At 43.9% G+C, this 19,516-nt stretch carries 15 protein-coding genes; 5 read left to right on the forward strand and 10 right to left on the reverse strand.

All coding sequences use genetic code 11. The features are described 5' to 3' along the window. Positions 1-42: 42 nt before the first annotated feature. From ACMXI2_RS30205 to ACMXI2_RS30220, 4 genes are read right to left on the reverse strand one after another with little or no spacing between them, the layout of a single operon-like run. Entirely contained in the window at positions 43-1,173 is a 1,131-nt protein-coding gene (locus tag ACMXI2_RS30205) for a hypothetical protein (RefSeq protein ID WP_483779564.1), read from the reverse strand. After that, entirely contained in the window at positions 1,170-5,042 is a 3,873-nt protein-coding gene (locus tag ACMXI2_RS30210) for a PAAR-like protein (RefSeq protein WP_483779565.1), read from the reverse strand. The genes ACMXI2_RS30205 and ACMXI2_RS30210 overlap by 4 nt, the downstream gene beginning before the upstream one ends. 15 nt (positions 5,043-5,057) lie before the next feature. Then, a complete protein-coding gene (locus tag ACMXI2_RS30215) occupies positions 5,058-5,243 on the reverse strand; it encodes a hypothetical protein (RefSeq protein ID WP_483779566.1) in 186 nt (61 codons plus the stop codon). Between the two features lie 11 nt (positions 5,244-5,254). Further along, complete coding sequence (locus tag ACMXI2_RS30220) at positions 5,255-7,069, reverse strand: type VI secretion system Vgr family protein (RefSeq protein ID WP_483779567.1); 1,815 nt, start codon at positions 7,067-7,069, stop codon at positions 5,255-5,257. Positions 7,070-7,533: 464 nt separating this feature from the next. On the opposite strand from ACMXI2_RS30220, the gene ACMXI2_RS30225 reads away from it, so the two are divergent. Together ACMXI2_RS30225 and ACMXI2_RS30230 are read left to right on the forward strand one after the other, a co-directional pair. Then, positions 7,534-8,178 carry a hypothetical protein gene (locus tag ACMXI2_RS30225; protein ID WP_483779568.1) on the forward strand — a complete coding sequence of 215 codons (645 nt, stop codon included), beginning with the start codon at positions 7,534-7,536 and terminating at the stop codon, positions 8,176-8,178. Between the two features lie 24 nt (positions 8,179-8,202). Next, positions 8,203-8,427, forward strand: a complete 225-nt coding sequence (locus ACMXI2_RS30230) for a hypothetical protein (protein ID WP_483779569.1) — start codon at positions 8,203-8,205, stop codon at positions 8,425-8,427. A gap of 77 nt (positions 8,428-8,504) precedes the next feature. Here the strand turns inward: ACMXI2_RS30230 and ACMXI2_RS30235 are convergent, their stop codons facing one another. The 4 genes from ACMXI2_RS30235 to ACMXI2_RS30250 form a co-directional block, all read right to left on the reverse strand. Next, positions 8,505-9,095 carry a 3-keto-alpha-glucoside-1,2-lyase-like domain-containing protein gene (locus tag ACMXI2_RS30235; RefSeq protein ID WP_483779570.1) on the reverse strand — a complete coding sequence of 197 codons (591 nt, stop codon included), beginning with the start codon at positions 9,093-9,095 and terminating at the stop codon, positions 8,505-8,507. Positions 9,096-9,311: 216 nt separating this feature from the next. After that, positions 9,312-10,643 carry a TolC family protein gene (locus ACMXI2_RS30240; RefSeq protein ID WP_483779571.1) on the reverse strand — a complete coding sequence of 444 codons (1,332 nt, stop codon included), beginning with the start codon at positions 10,641-10,643 and terminating at the stop codon, positions 9,312-9,314. 36 nt (positions 10,644-10,679) lie between these two features. Next, positions 10,680-13,811 (reverse strand): efflux RND transporter permease subunit, encoded by a 3,132-nt coding sequence (locus ACMXI2_RS30245; RefSeq protein ID WP_483779572.1) that lies wholly within the window; start codon positions 13,809-13,811, stop codon positions 10,680-10,682. 51 nt (positions 13,812-13,862) lie between these two features. Next, positions 13,863-14,951, reverse strand: a complete 1,089-nt coding sequence (locus tag ACMXI2_RS30250) for an efflux RND transporter periplasmic adaptor subunit (protein ID WP_483779573.1) — start codon at positions 14,949-14,951, stop codon at positions 13,863-13,865. Between the two features lie 450 nt (positions 14,952-15,401). Here ACMXI2_RS30250 and ACMXI2_RS30255 point away from each other — a divergent pair, with 450 nt between their 5' ends. From ACMXI2_RS30255 to rnc, 3 genes are read left to right on the forward strand one after another with little or no spacing between them, the layout of a single operon-like run. Continuing rightward, positions 15,402-15,638: an acyl carrier protein gene (locus tag ACMXI2_RS30255; RefSeq protein WP_012788038.1), complete on the forward strand. Its 237-nt coding sequence runs from the start codon at positions 15,402-15,404 to the stop codon at positions 15,636-15,638. A 23-nt stretch (positions 15,639-15,661) separates the two neighbouring features. Further along, positions 15,662-16,915 (forward strand): beta-ketoacyl-ACP synthase II, encoded by a 1,254-nt coding sequence (gene fabF / locus ACMXI2_RS30260; RefSeq protein ID WP_079469779.1) that lies wholly within the window; start codon positions 15,662-15,664, stop codon positions 16,913-16,915. A 10-nt stretch (positions 16,916-16,925) separates the two neighbouring features. Further along, entirely contained in the window at positions 16,926-17,645 is a 720-nt protein-coding gene (rnc, locus tag ACMXI2_RS30265; RefSeq protein WP_079469778.1) for a ribonuclease III, read from the forward strand. A gap of 35 nt (positions 17,646-17,680) precedes the next feature. Here rnc and ACMXI2_RS30270 read toward each other — a convergent pair whose 3' ends face one another. Both ACMXI2_RS30270 and ACMXI2_RS30275 read right to left on the reverse strand, forming a co-directional pair. Further along, on the reverse strand, positions 17,681-18,361 hold the full coding sequence (locus ACMXI2_RS30270; protein ID WP_483779574.1) for a GyrI-like domain-containing protein: 681 nt from the start codon (positions 18,359-18,361) through the stop codon (positions 17,681-17,683). A gap of 50 nt (positions 18,362-18,411) precedes the next feature. Beyond that, positions 18,412-19,443, reverse strand: coding sequence for a DJ-1/PfpI family protein (locus tag ACMXI2_RS30275; protein ID WP_483779575.1), 1,032 nt, complete (start codon positions 19,441-19,443; stop codon positions 18,412-18,414). Positions 19,444-19,516 lie beyond the last annotated feature (73 nt).

Consider the following 19,516-nt stretch of genomic DNA (forward strand, 5'->3'; position numbering starts at 1 on the left):
ATAAAACATTATACCGGACGGAACGGAGGCAATGTATTTAATTTAATCGGCCGGTTCCAGTTCCTGCTTTAACGCAGGCAATGAGAAATAGTGATGCTGTTTGAGAAAATCAGCCAGCCCCTTGTCTTCGTTAAGCATATTTTCCAGCACCGTTGAAACCGGCCACATCCCGGGATTTTGAGGGGTAAGCCGGTGATGAAGCGGTTCATAGGTATTGGCTATATAAGCCGCAATTTTTCTTTTTTCATCCAGCGAAAATATTTCAAAGGGATTATTGGCGAAGATGTTGTTGCTGCTGTTGTCATATAAAGAATAGGCGTATTGCGCCAGTGCCTGAAGCAATGTATTATCATTTGCGTGGGTATGATCCGAAACCCATTGTAGCAGTTCCTGCTTTATTTCTAACAGGCCTTCTGCGTTTTTTACAAAGATGATCTCTCCCACTGTTGGCATATGATTGTTATCGAGATCCAGGTAATCGTTCATTGTCAGCGTGTTTATTTTTTCTTCTTTGGTATAGCCAAATGATTTGACCAGCGTTTTGAGGAAGAGTGTATCTTCAGCGAGAAGGTAAGCGAGATCTGATTGGCTGTTGTTGAAGAGGTATTTGTTGCGCGCGATTAATCTTGGATGAAGATCAATTTTGTAATTACCGTTATCCGTAAATGCAATGAAGTCTCCTAAAAGAGGAACCCACGATATAAATTTATATTCTATTGAAACAAAAATATTATCGATTGTATAATCATATTCATCTTCTTTTTCGTATCCTTCTTCGATAATAGTATTGAATTTATCATGAAACCTGACCCTGCTATTTTTTAGGCTAAATATTTTTCCAAATATATTCGTCAGTGTTTTAATAAAGGAACTATCGCTGAGTTGTTTGAACCCTTTATCTTTTAATCCTTGAGAAATAATAGGTAAAGCGATATTCACATCCTGCTCTGTGTAATTATAAGTAGCAGGTATTCCGTCTTCAGTTGATTCTATATGGGATTGCCATTCCATGTGTCGTTTAATAGCATCTATATTCATGGGATACACTTTTCCTTTTTTGATAATTTTATTATTTTTTCCAATAGTTTGCTCTGGTTTCTGCTGCTGAATATTTTGGCAGCTCACATTGCACAGTATAATGGCAATTATAGATGTTAAATTTACTGCTCTCATTTTTTGATATTTTTTTTCCTAAGGCCGAGATGAAAATGGTCTTGATGTACTATTGTAGAAGTACCAAGTGTATTATTAATACCTTTGTTGTAGGCGAAGTTGTTTCTAAATCCCCATTTGGAAGCTATTTTAAGTATGTTCTCCAACACTTTCAAAAACTCTTTTTCACTACCATATGCCTGCTTTGCCTCCGTCCACAACACCGCGCCTTTCCTGTTTGAACTCCCTGGATACCTGATGTCAATATCATTACCATTTATGTGTCCCTTATGGCCTATATTCCTTTTATCCCCGGCAGAGATATCATTAAAATAAAGCTTGTCCTTGTAACCGTTTCCCGGTAATGAATAGAAAAATCCCAATAAAGGTGCGGCAATATCAGGCGCTATGTAATTATCATCGCCTCCGTCCCTGGAGCCGTATCTTCCCCAATTGGGGCCAGTTTCCGGGAATGGTAACAGGCCGCTTCCGTTTTTTTGCAGCAGGAATGTTTTAATAAGTGTACCAGCGTTGTACAGATCGTACTTATATTGATGGGAAGCGATATTTTGTTCTACCAGTGTATAACTGAAAGTATCTATTTTGACAATATACCTGTTCCATTCACCACCGGATATTTTTCCATGCCTGCAGTTGTTTACCTGGAATAAAACAGATGATTTTGCATCAAAGAAATGTTTCTTTTCTGCATGTGAGCTTTTACCGTTTGAAATTGCATCCAGGCCTACCACCTTACTTATTTTGGCGGTTACTTCTGTATTACCGTTGGCAGCAAGATGTAGCCCTTTCCATTTCCAGAAAGCCATTGAAGAGAGTACGGCTATTTTTATATTAGTAGCCACCAGGTCCGGATGGAGAAGGATATCAGCCTTTTCTTTCTGCGTAAAATTGTTTGCATAAGCATAAGCAGCCCGGCCGGTAAGCTGGATAAGCCCTCGTCCGCGGAACTTCCATCCATCTCCTTTTTGCATATTGCCTAAACTTTTTCCCTTTACGGAATCGGGGCCGTATACATAATCGGCAATATGTTGTTGGTTTTCCTCCGTTACGCCGGGATGAGCCGGTTTTCTTGCTGCCCTGCCCCATGCTTTCGCCTTTATTTTACCTGCTGCTGTTCTGAAGGGTGGAAAGTTTCTATCCAGGTCTTCCCAATACCAGTTGAAGCTTTCTCCTTCTTTGATGTTTAAACATCCGCCGCTTTCAATGGCTACCTGTGCAAAAAAGTGTGCCTTGTTCCAACAGGTGTTCATCCCGGTTTGTTCCATAAACCTGTTGTAGGTGTCAGCTACCACCTGTAATGAGGGCATCGCAGCGCGGGTGAATATTCTAGCCAGTTGTTCAATAGTAATCATCTCATCACATGCCGGGCATTGGGTGTTAAGCTCACTTGTTTCCAATTGCTCACCCAATACTACCGGAGCATTTTCCCTGGAGTGCCTGTTGAGCAGCTTATCAAACCAGTTTGATAGTTTTATATGCTGGTAGTAACTGATATTGTCCGGGTTCAGGATATTTTTATCTGCTACTTCATGTGGATAGAAGTACTTGTCCGAAGGTGATTTTAGTACTACATAGAAGCAGCGGAGAAAGCTATCTTCCAGTATGCTTCCGGCTTTCAACCGGTTTGAATCTATCTCTGTGCCTGCTGCTCCATATTCATTTATATAAAGTTTACCGCTGAAGCAGTACTTATCTTTTGCGTGATACCTGTTTTCCCATATCTCAAAAATTAATTCTTCTCCTATGAGATTGGTAGTTTGTACATGCATGCTGAACTTCTCGCCGTACTTATAAACTTTATAAGCAGGATGATGCTGCCGGTCATAAAAGTGTACAGTTACAACACGTCGTTTTGTATTGAGTTCCAGGTATGCTCCTTTTTCCTGCATACGCTTATTGCTTTGCTTTTGCGGTACCCAATATTGAGTTCCATCGCAGGTAATCGTTTTCATATCAGCAAACCTGGTACAGTTGGGGGATAAAGGCATTGCAAACAACAGTCGAAATGTATCCCATTCAAAACCGGTGTTAGTTAACAGTGGCTTCAGGCTGTTTGTGCTGATATCGAGTTGTACCTGCCCATCGGCATTGAAAGTCACTATTCCCAGATCTTTTACATGATGAATGCAATTCGCCTGATTTATCTGTAACAGATGAAGCGCTATCTTTTCGTTTGCCGCTTCCCTACTGCTGATAACTACCCGCACCACCTCCCGCCAACCTGTGTACGATTTATAAATTAATTGTTCATCCGTAAAACACCAACGGGTGATATTTGCGTTTATGGCATTTATCCTGAGCGTTTTCTGAGAATTACCCAGACGGGCGCTGATAATGAATCCGCCCTCCTGTGAAGCAAAGACACCTGATACCGTGTTGGTATGAGCTCCATAAGGATTCCAGAGAATGGGGCCATCCAATGTTTCATCATATTCCATTAGCGTTTGCGCGGAAATGGTATAATACTTTCCAATAATCCAGTTTGTACTCCCTTCCTGTACCAGGATTTTTAATATTTCATTGTTTTTTACTTCAAAGTGCCAATCGGCACGTTGATTACTAATGCCCTCTTTTTCCCCGGCACTTACGCATACTTCTATTGTATATTTTCCGGGAATAGTAAGATGAACATCGCCATTGAGTGTGATGGTTGGTCCTGTACCGATGGGACTACCGTTTAACCGCCATCGGATAGCCGTTGCAGGTACCGACGGTGGTGTAAATAGTATCATTTCTGATACCTGGAAATTCATATCGGTGCGGGGCCTCACTACATGTGTTGCTGCCCGCTTGATCACCGATATGGCGCCATTGTTTTGTGTATGGATTTCTTTGCTGACTACCTGCGAATGTATCTCGGTACGCATGGTGGCTGAAACAATATAAGTGGCAGATGCATTGGTGGGAGTGAACCGGATTTTGTCACTATCAGATATGGCAATTGTGTTTTTGCAATTATCGGTTACCTGCATAGACACCAGCGCTCTTTCTGCTTCAGTTGGAGGAGTTATCTTGTATAGTGCTTCTACACAAACCGGAATCCCACTTTGCAGACGACCGGTCTTATGAGATGCTCCATTAATAATGAATTCCTCTTTAAGTGTGTTGTTATCAACATGTATATCTATGCAGGCGCTGCTATCTGTTTGGTCCTTTCCGCAGGCCAGTACCCGGTAGTTGCCGCTGGCGTCAAATGAAAATGGCAACCGGGTACCGGATGATTCGAATGATGTAATGCTGTGGCTATAATTGTTATGATTGAATATTTTCCATTGTATGGCTGATTCATCCGGAGAGATACAATTATAGTAGCTTTCAACCTCAAATAACAAAGGCTCATTGATTCTGACGGGAATGTTATCCTTCTTCCCGCTATTAAAATTCGCCGGCGGGTTACGTTTCTCAATATGTAAAGTAATTGCACGTACGGCAGGAATTTCCCTGCGATTCAACCGGGTAACGGTTAACGGATTTAGTGCCGCAACAGATTCGCTTTCAAAAGTACTATGATGGGTAACAGATGCTGTTTGCCCGTGATGGATAATACAAACAGAGAGGCTTCCTGACACAGCACAGACAGCGCTACTGTTTTCCGTTAGTATTTTTCCACCATTGGAAAGTGTAATGCCGGGCAATACGTTTCTCCATTGGGTAATGTTGGGAATGCATGGCTTGCGCGTTAGTGTGCATGCACCAAATGTACCGGGTATGAACGGGTTGCCTGTTTCATTGGAACCGGCAACCGGTTTGGAATTCCCGCTTGCATCGTTCATGTATTCGGCATCTGCGGAAACCTGTATTTTAGCGGGAGCACTTCCAAAACTACATTTGCATAAAGCTCCTTGTACTACAAAGTGTTTGTCTGCCATCTTTTTAATACAGTTTTATTTTTCAGGGTTATGATTGACGGCGGTTTTATGGAATTTTATACCTTTCTGTTTGCCATTGATGACTACAGATTTGCCGGAATGAAGGAACAGATCTCCGGAACTATGCCAGCGGATACTTTTCCCGGTTTCTATATATTTTTTGCAGGCGATGAGCATGCATCCTGTGGGGTTATTGCGCATGTGCTGGTGTTTTAGAATAGTTTTGACTTCTCCGTACTTTTTATATTGACAGACTTCCCTGAACTGATCTGCAAATTTTCTTTTGAGCTGTCGATGTTTATTTCTTCTGCATGCTTATCTATTTCCCGCGCCTGCACGTTTATATTTTCCAGAGCTACTTTGGTGATATTAGTTGCTGTCAGATGATAATCATTCACCGTATATTGATAGAGACAGTTGCCGGCTTGTTGAAGAATGTCCATGCCTGCAGAGTGGTTGATATTATTTCCGGCATTTATACTGATATTTTCAGCAGCATTAATGTTGATGTTTTTAGCGGTTATATTTATTTTTTCCGGTGCTGAAAGCGAAATGTTCTGGCCCCGGGTATCCATCATGATTGTATTGCCACCTCTATCGGCGATGATAATATTTTCGCCGCCATCTGTATCGTCGAGGCGAATCATGTGTCCACTACGGGTTTTAATCGCTTTGACATTATTCATCGGATCTCCGAAGCCGGGAGCTGCTTCTCTATTATAGGCGCAGCCGGTAACGTAAGGTGCTTCGGGATTGCCGCCTTCGAAATCCACCCATACCTCTTCATTTATTTCAGGAATAAAATAGAACCCTTTGTTAATTCCACCGTGCGGCTGATAAAGCCTGATCCAGGGTGTACTTCCCTGCTGCCAGCTAAATTTTACCCGGAGGCGCCCAAGCCCTTTGGGGTCATGGTTATCGGTTACTATGGCGCTTTGAGCTTCGCAACGGGGAATGTTCTCCATATTCATAGCGGGTACTGCTATGTCGGCCGGAATGCCTTCGAAAGTATTGTAATAATCACCGTTTCCGTTGCAATGGTGTTCCAGCATCGTGAGTACAAATTCACCATAATCTTCCAGATGTTCCTGTATACTAACTATATCTCCTATACGCAAACCGGTATTCCGGCTGTGACCTTTTATAGAAACCAGATCAGCTAATCGTCCTTTATAAAAATAGCGTGTAAGTGCAGAAAGTTCTGCTGCAGCATTGCTGCCAAATACATATGGAACTTTATAAATGGCTTTATAAGGATACAGTTTTCCGCTCAATGATTGCACATGATGCGAGTGGTGGTTGATGTTGTTGAAGGCCACCTCACAACTGTCTTCTTCCAGGATATTGTGTAACCTGTACTCATACGTTTGAAACGTTTGATGGATAGGTGAAATTTTGTATTCCAGCTGAAAATCGACCAGGTCTTTCTGATGCACCAGATTATCTTTTTGGGGACTGTATTGACCAAAAATAATTTGCTGCCCGTTATAAAAGAAGTGTTCTCCATAGCGTTGGGAAAGCCGGTGAAGAAAATCAAATCCTGTTTCTTTGTACTGTACAATATACTTCAGCGGTTGCGTAAAAGCGGGGTTCACCTGTGGAGGAACGGCAAAGGGGTAGCAATTTTTTATAACTGTGTTTATAATGGATGATAAGGCCAGCTGCTCATAAGATTGTATATGTGGACTACCTGAAAGTAGTATTGTGGGGCTGTTGCCACGAAGGATACAACTACCTGCATTGCCATTATTCTCCTTTCCTGCATGGATGCCGGTAATGATCCCGTTGAATAACAATGTACTAAATGTTCCACCAGCTTCAACAGGCCGGATGCAGATGCTGATTTCCTTTCCCAGCAATGATCTGCCCGCTGCAACAGCATTTGATCCATACTGAGATAGCCACTCGTATCCTATGCCTATCTCAAATTCATGATGTTGCCTCATGTATTGTTTCAGGTGTAAAAATTGAAACTGGCTGAATTGTTGTTCGCCTATTGATATGGTTGTTATGGTATACAGTGCCATGACTAAGTGAATTGAAAGAGTTGAGGATATGTTTTGGTGAGGAGTTAACTTGAAGTTATTAGCTGATAACAAACGTGAAAACTAAATTATGTAATTAATTTTAAATGATGAAAAAATAATTAAGATTCCTACCTAAAAATTATTTTTATCGTCTCGTTTTTAATAGTTAAAATTTTATGTCATTGTGATATAACGCTTATCAATATTGTGTTTAATTGGATTTTTTTATTTAAAAATAAATGAAAATATTTTTTGACGGTGTTTATTTTTATCTGAAAAAGAAATAAATTGTGGACTGATGTTTTCTTTTATGTTGTTAGCTGGTTTGTAATCTGGCAATACTTTCACAACAACAGGTGTTCCATCCGCAGTAAATGTATGTTGCAGGGAGCAGGATTAAACTGATCTATCATTCAGCGTAATCTTGTTCCATGATTTATTGTTCATGTTAATCTATCATGGAAATGATTCACGCAACACGACCCGGATTGGTGCTTGGTTTTCACGGTTGTGAAGAAAAAGTAAGAGACGCATTGGTAACAGGAAGTATTAAAATGAGTCCCAGCAGTAAGCCATACGATTGGCTGGGAAGTGGATGCTATTTCTGGGAGAACAGTTATGAACGCGCATACGACTACGCATGCAATCCTCCGGGAAATAAAGTGATCCGGTCGCCAGCAGCATTGGGAGCAGTGATTGATTCGAAATTCTGTCTTGATCTGCTGGATACAACTTGTTTAAATCTTGTCCACGAGTCTTATCACGCATTGTTTAAAGCTGTTGTGAATGACAAAAGAACACTGCCGGTGAATATACATGCAGGAGGATCACGGGATTTATTGTTAAGGAATCTCGATTGTGCGGTAATTGAGAATCTGCATATCGACAGGCAAATGAAGAATCTATTGCCTTATGATTCTGTCAGAAGTGTTTTTATGGAGGGTGATGAGCTATATCCCAACGCAGGGTTTAAGAATAAAAATCACATACAGATCTGTATCCGTAACCCAAATTGTATTAAGGGATACTTTAATCGAGTGAAGGATGTACACTGGCAGGGACGCATCCCATTAGAGGATAATAACACTGAACAGTTTGATGGAGTTTGATTTTTTAGTTGATAAATTTATAAAATGACTGACAGAGATTATAAAGAGATGCTACAGATCCTTAAAGAACAGCAGGAACTTGTTAGTCGTGATGCTGATGCAGCTCATGAACTTCTGGTAAGACTTAATATTCTCCACCTTTGCATACCCAAAGATGCCTACACCGAGATGGAAGTAGTGTATCCTGTTGATACTTTTTCAGAAGGGATTTATGTGGAAGCCAAATTACGCACTTTCCTATGTAACTGAGATATAGGGCCTCAAATAAAAGGCTTTAAGAACCCGCGTTCTCAAAGCCCTGACTTCTAACTTATCAATCAACAATCTTAGTTTATTTTCAGGTTCTTCCAGTCGCCGCCGGAGTTGTTGCCAACCCAGTAACCTATCATCCCGTTTTTTTGCTTGCTGAGTAATGTAACCGTTAAACATTTGTCGCCATTTAGATAGGCGGTGGCCTCTGTATCAGTTACTACTATCTTTACATGAAACCATTTGTTGGGGTCCGTGGATTGATTTACTTCATGCTCATATTTTCCGGGATATTGTTCTCTTAGGAACGGCCAGTCGTTTGCTGGAAGCGAAATATATTGTACGGAGTGACTTCTCCTGCCGGCTTCCGGAACCTGGAAGTTAAAGGGCCTGAAATAAATGGCATCATAGGTGGAATCATTTACACCGTGAAAGGCAATGCCTACAAAGCTCTGCTGCAAAACATTTTTTCCTTTCACATCAAACTCAATAGTGCCATTGGCAAATTGTTTATTTTTAATCCAGGCTATTCCAGGACCCGGCGCTTCATTCAAATGAATAACAGCATCGCCGCTTACTGTGCGGTTTACTGCCTGTAATTCCTGTGCTGCGCATATATGGGCGAGGCCAATAACACCACTTAAAGTGAGTATAATATAACGTAACATGTGTATCCTGTTTTATTATCCGGCAGAGATGTTTGCAAAACCATGCCGAATGGATTGACTTTGAGGAGTAGTATTTTTTATATTGTCTATTATTAAATATGTTCGTTAATGATACAAATGCCTGTTCATGTCCGCACAGTTGGCGATATGATTAAAAAAAGCGGATAAGCGGGATACATCTCCCTGACTTATCCGCTTCTGATATAGAAGAGTAGATTATTGCAACAACGCGCCATTCAGGCGACCCAGCTCCGTTTCAGCAAGTTTGGTATTATAACGCGCCTGTATAAGCCGGTAATACGAATCTTCCAGGCTTTGTTGCGCTATTTTTACTTCGAGGATGGTGGATACGCCCTGTTTGAAACGCTCTAACGCTACCATCGCATTTTCTCTCGCAAGATCGTTTGTTTCTTCTTCCAGCGATACCTGTTTTTTATAGTATTCGTAATCTTTGAATGCGTTGTTCAGCGAGAGGTCTACCTGGGATCTTACATTATCCAGTGTAATATTCTGGAAATCAAAATCTATCCGCGCATTTTGCACCTGTCTTTTTACATTAAATCCATTGAAGATAGGAATAGCAGCAGTAAAACCATAGTTAAAAACCGCATTCCGGCTGAACCGCGGACTGAAAGCATTGGATGCTGCATTGGACGTATTCCGGTTGTAGTTATATCCTGAATTGAAGGATATTACCGGGAAATAATCTGCTTTACTTTCCTTCACCGTGAGCGCAGAAATATTCACGTTCTGCTGTTGTACTTTAATAGTGGTATTGTTGTTGGCAATATTTTGTTGCAACACCGCAAAAGAAAGACCGCTGTTTAACGGAATAGAATCTACCACGTCGTAACCGGTGGCGCCGGCCGGTACTGCCATTAACTGGTTTAGTAACGACTTACTTTGTTCTATCAGCGTTTGCTGACGGATATATAATGCCTTTTGTGCATTCAGATCTACTTTTGATTGCAGGAGATCTGTTTTAGGTGCAAGCCCTGTACTGAACTTGGCGTCAGATAATTTTACCCGCTCTTCGGAGATAGACATCTGCTCTGCCAGGGCCTTCAACTGTTGCTTTTGTTGTACAATGTTATAGTATCCGCCGATGATAGTGGAGATAGAATTCTGTACCTGGTCTTTTATAGCCAGCTCGCCGAGGTCGCGGATAGACGCTATTTTATTGCGGGTGGCGAACATTTTCAGACCGTCAAACAACGTCCAGCTGAGGGTTACGTTACCAGAGAGGTTGTTGCCCTTAATGCCGCTGGTATCGCGTTTGGTGCCGTTCACAAACTCCTGTTTGGTGGCGGTGGTATTCCAGGTAGTGCCTGCTGTGGCATTCAGGCGCGGTACAAATGCGAAGTTCGCATAGGCGTAGTCGTTAGCCGATAACTCTGCTGTATTCCTGGCCAAACGGATATCGAAGTTGTTTTTCAGCGCCACGTCTATTGCCTGTTCCAGGGTAAGTACCTGTTGCTGTGCTTTTAACGCACCCGCAGCTACCAGTAAGAGCAGTACGAAAAAACACTTCTTTATATTTTTCATCATAAATAGCATAATCGTGATCATTCAAATCTATTATAATCAGGCGTGTGCTGCTGCTACCTGTGCCTCCTCATCGTTTTCCATTTCATCTTCGTCGTCTGTATTATTGTTTCTGCCTCTGCGCGACAGGAAGGTATACATCGCCGGGATTACAAATAGAGTTAACACCAGTGAAAAGATGATTCCACCCACAATAACGATCCCCAACGGAATACGGCTGGTAGCGGCTGCACCGAGCGACATCGCAATAGGTAACGCGCCGAGGGCCATAGCAAGACTCGTCATCAGGATAGGACGCAAACGCATCGACGACGCATGGATTACTGCGTCAGCCTTTTCCATCCCGGTATCACGCTGATGGTTGGCAAATTCCACGATCAGGATACCATTCTTCGTTACCAGCCCTATCAGCATAATTACACCAATCTGTGAGAAGATATTCCAGGTTTGATTAAATAACCATAACGACAATAATGCTCCGGCAAATGCCAGCGGCACCGTTAACATGATGATCAGCGGATCTACCCAGCTTTCAAACTGTGCGGCCAGTACCAGGTAAATGAGTACCAGTGCCAGTCCTAACGCGAACATAGTATTGGAGCCACTTTCCGCATAGTCGCGGGAGGAGCCGGATAAAGCGGTATTAAACGATTCATTCAATACAGTTTCCTTTTGCAGTTTATTATAGATCCGGTACATTTCGTTGATACCATCACCGATAGTTCTGCCCGGCGCAAGCCCGGCGGATACCGTGGCGGATTTGTAACGGTTAAAGTGATAAATGATCGGCGGACTGGTTTCTTCTTCAATACTTACCACGTTATCGAGCTGTATGGCTTCACCGCGGGAGTTGCGTACATAGAGGTTTTGCAGATCCATCGGGTCGTCACGGTCGGCACGGAACACCTGTCCCATTACCTGGTATTGTTTACCATTCCTGATAAAGTAACCATAGCGAAGGTTACTCAATGCCAGCTGTAAGGTGGAAGAAATATCCTGTACAGAAACGCCGAGTTGTGTTGCTTTATCGCGGTTGATATGTATGCGCAGTTCCGGTTTATTGAATTTCAGATCCACATCTGTTCCCTGGAATACGGGGCTGTTGCCTACTTCTTCCATAAATTTGGGCAGCACCTTAGTAAGACTGTCGAAGTTGATATGCTCCAGCACAAAGGATACCGGCAACCCCGCGCGGCGGCCTACCTGGATTGTTTGAGATTCAATGGCAAATACTTTACCCTCCGGAAATTTGTTCATACTCCGGTTCACCATATTTACAATATCCTTCTGCGAGCGGGTACGATCATGCGGCTCCGTGAGCATTACATTGGCAAAGGCGGTGTTTACTGCACCGGAGCCACTGAAGCCGGGAGAAGTTACGCTCAGGATGATCCTCTTTTCAGGAATGGAGTCCATCATGAACTTGGTGAGCTTATCCACGTAATTGTCCATGTAGTCGAACGCGGTTCCTTCCGGCGTGGTAATAGACAGGCGGAAAGTGCTGCGATCTTCCAGGGGCGCCAGTTCCGACTGAAGCGTTTTAAAGAGGAAGTAAATCATCACCAGGCAGCCGGTAATGATTAGCCCGGCTACCCAACGGAAACGCATAAACGATTCCAGCGAGCTTTTGTATCCTTCTTCCATCCAGCGGAAGAAAGGTTCTGTTTTGGTATAGAACCAGGAGTGGCTATGTGTTTTACGTCCGAGTTTAACGTTTAGTACAGGTGTTAACGTGAGTGATACAAAGGCAGAGATGATTACTGCGCCGGCCACCACAATACCAAACTCACGGAACAGTTGTCCCACGAATCCCTGGAGGAAGATGATCGGTAAGAATACAAAGGCCAGTGTGATCGACGTAGCGATTACGGCGAAGAATATTTCTTCAGATCCTTCGCGGGCAGCCCTCATACGGGGTATTCCCTGTTCTATCTTCTTATAAATATTTTCCGTTACCACAATACCATCATCCACCACTAGGCCGGTGGCCAGTACAATAGCCAGCAGGGTGAGAATATTGATGGTAAAGCCGCAGGCGTACATAATAAAGAAGGCGCCGATTAAAGATACCGGGATGTCTATCAGCGGACGGAGTGCCATGAGCCAGTCGCGGAAGAACAGGTATACAATAATAATTACCAGCACGAGCGCTACTATCAGGGTTTCCTCTACTTCATCGATAGATTGTGTGATGAAGCGGGTGTTATCCATTGCAATATTGACGGAGTAATCTTCCGGGATATCTTTTTTGAGTTGTTCGAACCTTTTATAGAACTCTTCTGCAATGGCTACATAATTGGAGCCGGGTTGCGGGATGAGGGCGAGTGCAATCATCGGGCTGCCTGATTCTTTCAGTACGGTTTCTTCGTTTTCGGGTCCCAGTACTGCCTGGCCGATGTCGCGGATACGTATTTCGCTGCCGTTTACATTTTTGATGATCAGGCCGTTGAAATCGTCTTCAGATACCAGCCGTCCGAAAGTACGTACGGTAAAGTCGGTGGCGTTACCGGCAATTTTACCGGAGGGCAGTTCCACGTTTTCGCGTAACAGGGCAGCCTGTACGTCGCCGGGGGTAAGACTGTAGGACGATAACCTGGCGGGGTCCATCCAGATACGCATGGCGTATTTTTTTTCTCCCCATATCTGTATGGCGCTAACGCCGGGAATGGTTTGCAGTTTTTCCAGGAGTACGTTGGAGGCATATTCCGTTACTTCCAGCTGGTTGCGGGTGTTGCTCTGCACCGTCATGGAGATGATGGGGTCGGAGTTGGCGTCCTGCTTGGATACTACGGGAGGGGCATCAATATCGGGCGGCAGCTGGCGCAACGCCTGTGATACTTTATCACGCACATCGTTGGTAGCGCCTTCCAGGTCTTGCCCCAGTTCAAATTCCACGGTGATGTTGCTGCTTCCCTGGCTGCTGCTGGAAGAAATATTTTTGATCCCAGCGATACCATTGATTTGTTTCTCCAATGGTTCAGTGATCTGTGTTTCGATGATATCCGAGTTGGCGCCTGCGTAGGAGGTGCGCACGTTTACGATAGGCGGATCGATCGCCGGGAAATCTCTTACCCCCAGAAAAGTAAAGCCCACCAGGCCGAATATCACAATAATGATATTCATCACGATAGCAAATACCGGGCGTTTGAGAGATAATGAAGGTAAACTCATGATAATTATTTTCAGATTTTCCTGCCGGGAACAGTGCCGTTGGGAAAACTATTATTGTATCTTATTATACTTCAACTGCATGCCTGGTTTCAGCTGGAGAATACCAGTGGTAATAACCGTATCACCTGGTTGAAGGCCACTGGTGATTTGTACGCTGCTTTCGGTTCTGATGCCTGTTTCTACTGTTATAAACTTGGCCTGGCCTTTATCGGCGATAATTACTTTTTTATCACGGGTACCGGGAATAACGGCCTGAGACGGTATCAGCATAGCGTCGGGGAGGTCTTTCAGCAAAATTTTCACTTTGGCGAAAGAGCCGGGGAAAAGGATACCGTTATTATTAGGAACGATAGCACGGAGCTTTACAGTACGGGTGGTAAGATCTATTTTAGGGTCGATGGCATAAATGCTGCCTTTATATTCTTTATTATCACCGGATACCAGAAAGTTGACCTGATCGCCGTTTTTAATGGCATTGCGGTATTTCTCCGCAACGGAGAAGTCCATTTTCAGCGGATCTATCTGTTGGAGGGTAGTAATAATGGTAAGGGAAGACACGATAGCGCCTTCACTTACGTTGCGTAAACCGAGTTTACCGCTGAAGGGGGCTCGTAGTTCTGTTTTCTGCAGCTGGGTTTGGGTATACTCCATATCAGCTCCGTAAGCGCTTACCTGGTTGCGGGTTACATCTACGTCCTGCTGGCTGATGCCATTTATTTTAAGGAGGTTTTCCTGGCGTTCCAGGGTTGTTTTGGCCAATTGTTGCTGTAATTTAAGCTTCTGAAGCTGTGCTCTGAGGTCTTCGTCATACAGTTTAACCAGCAGGTCTCCTTTTCTTACGGTGGTTCCTTCTTTAAAATAAAGGTGTATGATGCGGCCATTAATTTCCGGTTTCACCTCTACTTCTTCATTACTTTGCAAGGTGCCGCTTGCTTCAATAGATTGATCGAGCCGGGAAGTTTTAACGATCCAGGCATCTGTAAGCAGAAGCCGGGAAGCGCCTCCTTTTGCGCCGGATGCGGCAGCAGCCGGCTCTCCGGCTGATTTGTTGCCGGCTATTTTCTTATAAACGAGGAAGATGACGATACCGGCTGCGGCCAATATAACTATTGTGCGAACGGTTTTTTTGGTGATGGCCATATCTTTTTATATGTGTTTTTCTAACTTTTTGCTACTGATTCATAACAGAGAAACAGGCTCCTAAAGGATACTATCTCACAAGCCGGACAAATTTACGCATTGAGGAGGCTGAATGCTCCGGGCAACTGTTAAATAGCGTTAATGCTTTAGATAAGTGGCTAAATAGCCGGTTGAATGGAGATATTTTAAGATTTATATGTTTTGGATTTCAGAGAATGGCGTAATTGTCCCGAAAAAGGCGACTTTTGTGGTAAAATATGCAAATCTGTAATCCAACCAGTATCAAAAATATATAAATTCTTTTATTAACAAAGCTATGAATATGTTTACTGTATTGGGTTTGGTAGGATTGACCCGGTTAGAGCGTCCTTAAAATTCGGGCTATCTGTTGGCAATTCAATAAAAATTATATTTTTGCAGTCAAGTTTTAAACCAAAAACACTTAAAATTATGTCAGACATTGCATCAAGAGTTAAAAAGATCATCATTGACAAATTGGGCGTTGACGAAGCCGAGGTAACTCCTGAAGCCAGCTTCACCAATGACTTAGGCGCTGACTCTTTGGATACGGTAGAACTGATTATGGAATTCGAAAAAGAATTCAACATCTCCATTCCTGACGAACAAGCTGAAACTATTACTACTGTTGGCCAGGCAGTTGCTTACCTGGAAGAACATGTAAAATAATCCTACTAATCAGAATTGTTTTAATGCAACCAAGACGAGTTGTCGTTACAGGTTTAGGCGCTCTTACACCGCTCGGCAATACTGTAGCCGATTTTTGGCACGGATTGACGAACGGTGTATCCGGCGCGGATTATATCAAGCAATTTGATGCTTCCAAGTTCAAAACCCGTTTTGCTTGCGAACTGAAAAATTTTGATCCTGCTAACTACCTGGACAAAAAAGAGGCCCGTAAAATGGACCCCTTTACACAGACGGCTGTAATTGCCGCAGATCAGGCGATACTGGACGCCAATATCAATAAAGACAAGATCAATGCTGATCGTGTTGGGGTGATATGGGGCACTGGTGTTGGAGGTATGATCAATTTCAGTCACGAGCTGAGAGATTTCCATACAGGGGATGGTACGCCCCGCTTCAGTCCTTTTCTAATTCCGAGGCTTATTCTTGATATCGCTGCCGGGTATATTTCTATCCGTCACGGTTTCAGGGGGCCTAATTTTTCCGTTGTATCAGCCTGCGCATCTGCTACCAATGCCATTATTGAGGCAATGTACAGCATCCGTTACGGCAAAACCGATATGGTGATTACCGGCGGATCGGAAAATGTGATCAATGAGCCTTGTGTTGGCGGCTTCAACGCCATGAAGGCCTTGTCAGAAAGGAATGAAGACCCAAAAACTGCTTCCAGACCCTTTGATCTTGACCGCGATGGTTTTGTGATGGGTGAAGGAGCTGGCGCACTGGTACTGGAGTCGTTAGAACACGCACAGGAAAGAGGCGCCAGGATATACGCAGAGTTAGCCGGCGGCGGCGCTACGGCAGACGCATATCATATCACCGCTCCACATCCGGAAGGACTGGGCGCTTTAAATGTAATGCGGAATGCTTTGGCAGATGCTGAAATGCAGGCCAACGAAATCGATTACATCAACGTTCACGGTACTTCCACTCCGTTGGGAGATATTGCCGAAGTAAAAGCCATTCAGCGCGTTTTTGAAGAGCATGCCTATAAAATGAACATCAGCTCTACAAAATCCATGACAGGGCACTTACTCGGGGCTGCCGGCGCCGTTGAATCCATAGCCGTAATTATGTCTATCCTCGATGGCATAGTTCCTCCTACGATCAACCACTTTACTGACGACCCGCAGTTAGACCCGAAACTGAATTTTACTTTTAATATCGCACAAAGGAGAGAAGTAAACGCTGCATTGTCCAACACCTTTGGGTTTGGCGGACATAATGCTTCCGTGATTTTCAAAAAATTTGTTCCTTGATCTTGATTGTGTGAGTTTACTGCCAGGTTTTTTATATCGACTAGTTTCCAAAAAAAGGCACTTATATAAAGAGCTGCATAATCTGCTGGGCTTCCCGCCTGGTAACTTTGCCCTTTATGAAGTGGCCCTGAGCCATCGTTCCAGTAAAGAAAAATTCCTGGAAAGCAACGAACGGCTGGAATACCTCGGTGACGCTATTCTCGGCGCCATTGTGGGTGATTATCTCTTTAAAAAATATCCCTATAAAACGGAAGGATATTTAACAGAGATGCGCTCCAAGATCGTTAACCGGCAACAACTGAACGATATCGCTATCAAGATGGGCTTACGCAAGCTCACCATCTACGACAAATACAACAGCTTTCTCAAAATAAGCCAGATATTCGGCAACACCCTCGAAGCTCTCGTTGGCGCTGTATACCTCGACCGCGGCTATAATAAAACCCAACAGTTTGTGCACAAACGCATTATCATGCCTTATATAGACATGGAACTGCTGGAAACCGTGGAAATGAACCACAAAAATAAATTATACGGCTGGGCCAATAAAAATGGCAAAACACTGGAATTCGAACTCCTCGAAGAACAGATGGACAACGGCCGGCGCATCTTTACCGTAGGCGCTGTGGTAGACGGTGAACTCATCTGCAGCGGTAAAGCCTTCAATAAAAAAGATGCCAGCCAGATCGCCGCACAACAAGCCATTATACAGCTGGGGTTAACCGATTAGCTGTTTTGGGTAAGATGTGCCCTGCCCTTCATCAACTACTTCCTTACCGGGTGTCTTAATATCGTTTTCAGCTTTTCCGGCGCAGTTTTCCGGAAGTCAGACAAATAAATTTCATGATGCCGCCCATTCATGCGCAATTCCTGTTGCTGCATGAAGTCATCCATCTTTTTCAGCGATGCCGGCTCCTCACTGAAAGGACCAATATGCATCAGCTGGATACTCAAGCCCTCTTCTATATGTTTTAAATCCACCTGCCTGATGAAAACAGACTTCTTCTTTTTCTCCGCAGCAAGCACGGCTTCCGAAAATTGCTGACGGGTGATGTATTCCGGCATCCTGATGGCCAGTTCGTAATTCCATTGATCACGGGGCGCCTGCAACGGATCTGCATAGTCGCCGTTTACCCACCAGAAGCCTTCCAGCTTGCTCACAGTAAAGTCGCGGCCCTTTTGCTTGCTGCTGAACTTAATGCCATATGCTACTGCATACAACGCTGCAGTGACCTCAGCGAACATGGGGCCATTGGGATCGCCTTTGCCCGTGATCGTTACAAACAGTCCCTTTTCTATAGTAACCACTTCGGGTACTAAAGCAGCGGTATAGTACTGTTTGAATTCCTTTGTTAAATCCAGTTTACTCATATTTTTCAGTGTTAATTGTATATCAAAAGCAAAGGCGATGAGCAACAGCCATCCCATGATGATATAGGCTTTCATTGTTTAAGAGTTAAAATCCCCCGGTACTTCCGGGGGATGTTTTACACCGGTTAAAGTACTCCAATCTGTATGTTGGTGATATTTTGTGCCGGTTGTTCAAAATTATAGCGCAGGTATTGTTCCCGCGTATAGCCGGTTACGGGCATGCCCAGCATACCAATACCTGTAAACAGCTGTCCGTACGTAGTGATGAGCTGCTCCCAGGGGCCTTTGTGCTGCATGCTTACACAATTGAAGGCTGGTAATGTTTCGCATTGCCACGGTGCTGCAACGGGTTTCACCGTTGTTACCGGGAGGCCGATATCCAGGGTAAACACCGTATCCGGTTTCCCGTCGAAGTTGCGGTAATGCCATTCGGGTGCGCCGCATATTTCCAGCCCGGCATTGATGGCCTCCTGGTACACGTCTTTAATAGCGGTGCGCACGAGGGATAGCATACCGGCATAGTTAGTTTCGTAGCGCTGATAGAAGAAATGGAAAGGCGCTGCGGATAACATCTCCGGAAGAACAGCTGTATGATCAAAGAAGCCAAACCAGAACTTCAGGGGTGCTATCTCCAGTAAATTAAAATGCTGATAGATGGCTTTGGCAAATGCGGTCATTGCGGTGCCGCTGGCAGTGATGATCTGTTTATCAGCTACTGCGGGTTCATCCAGGTATTTACCGGCGCCTTTATACGTGGGCGCCTGTTGCTTTAATACTTCGGGGTGATTGCTGGTATGGGCAATGTTGTCCAGGAAGCCGTGTTGCCCCAGCAGCACCGTGGCGCCGCAGATAGCTGCAATTGTTTTTTGCTGTGCCAGCAGTTGTTTAACAAGTGGAATGACAGCCGCATTGGAGCCATTTTCCATTGCCTCTCCACCGGGCAGAATCAACAGGTCGATATCTGCTTTCAATGCCTCATCGAGACTTGCATGGGGGTGTATCTTCAGTTGTCCACCGGAAGTAACGGGTTCACCGGTAAAGGAAAAGGTAACGATATTGGTATCTGTAAAGCTTCCTATGCCATACATGGTCAGTGCGGGTTCCCAATCGGAGTAGCCGTCGAAGAGGAATACATAGCAATTACTGAGCTTATTCATATTTGTATAGTTTTTGATCACAGTACAAAAGAACAGCCAGGGAGTGACAACCTTATGTCAGCAGCATTCCAAA

This window comes from Chitinophaga sp. G7 BAM 1005, from assembly GCF_057126945.1.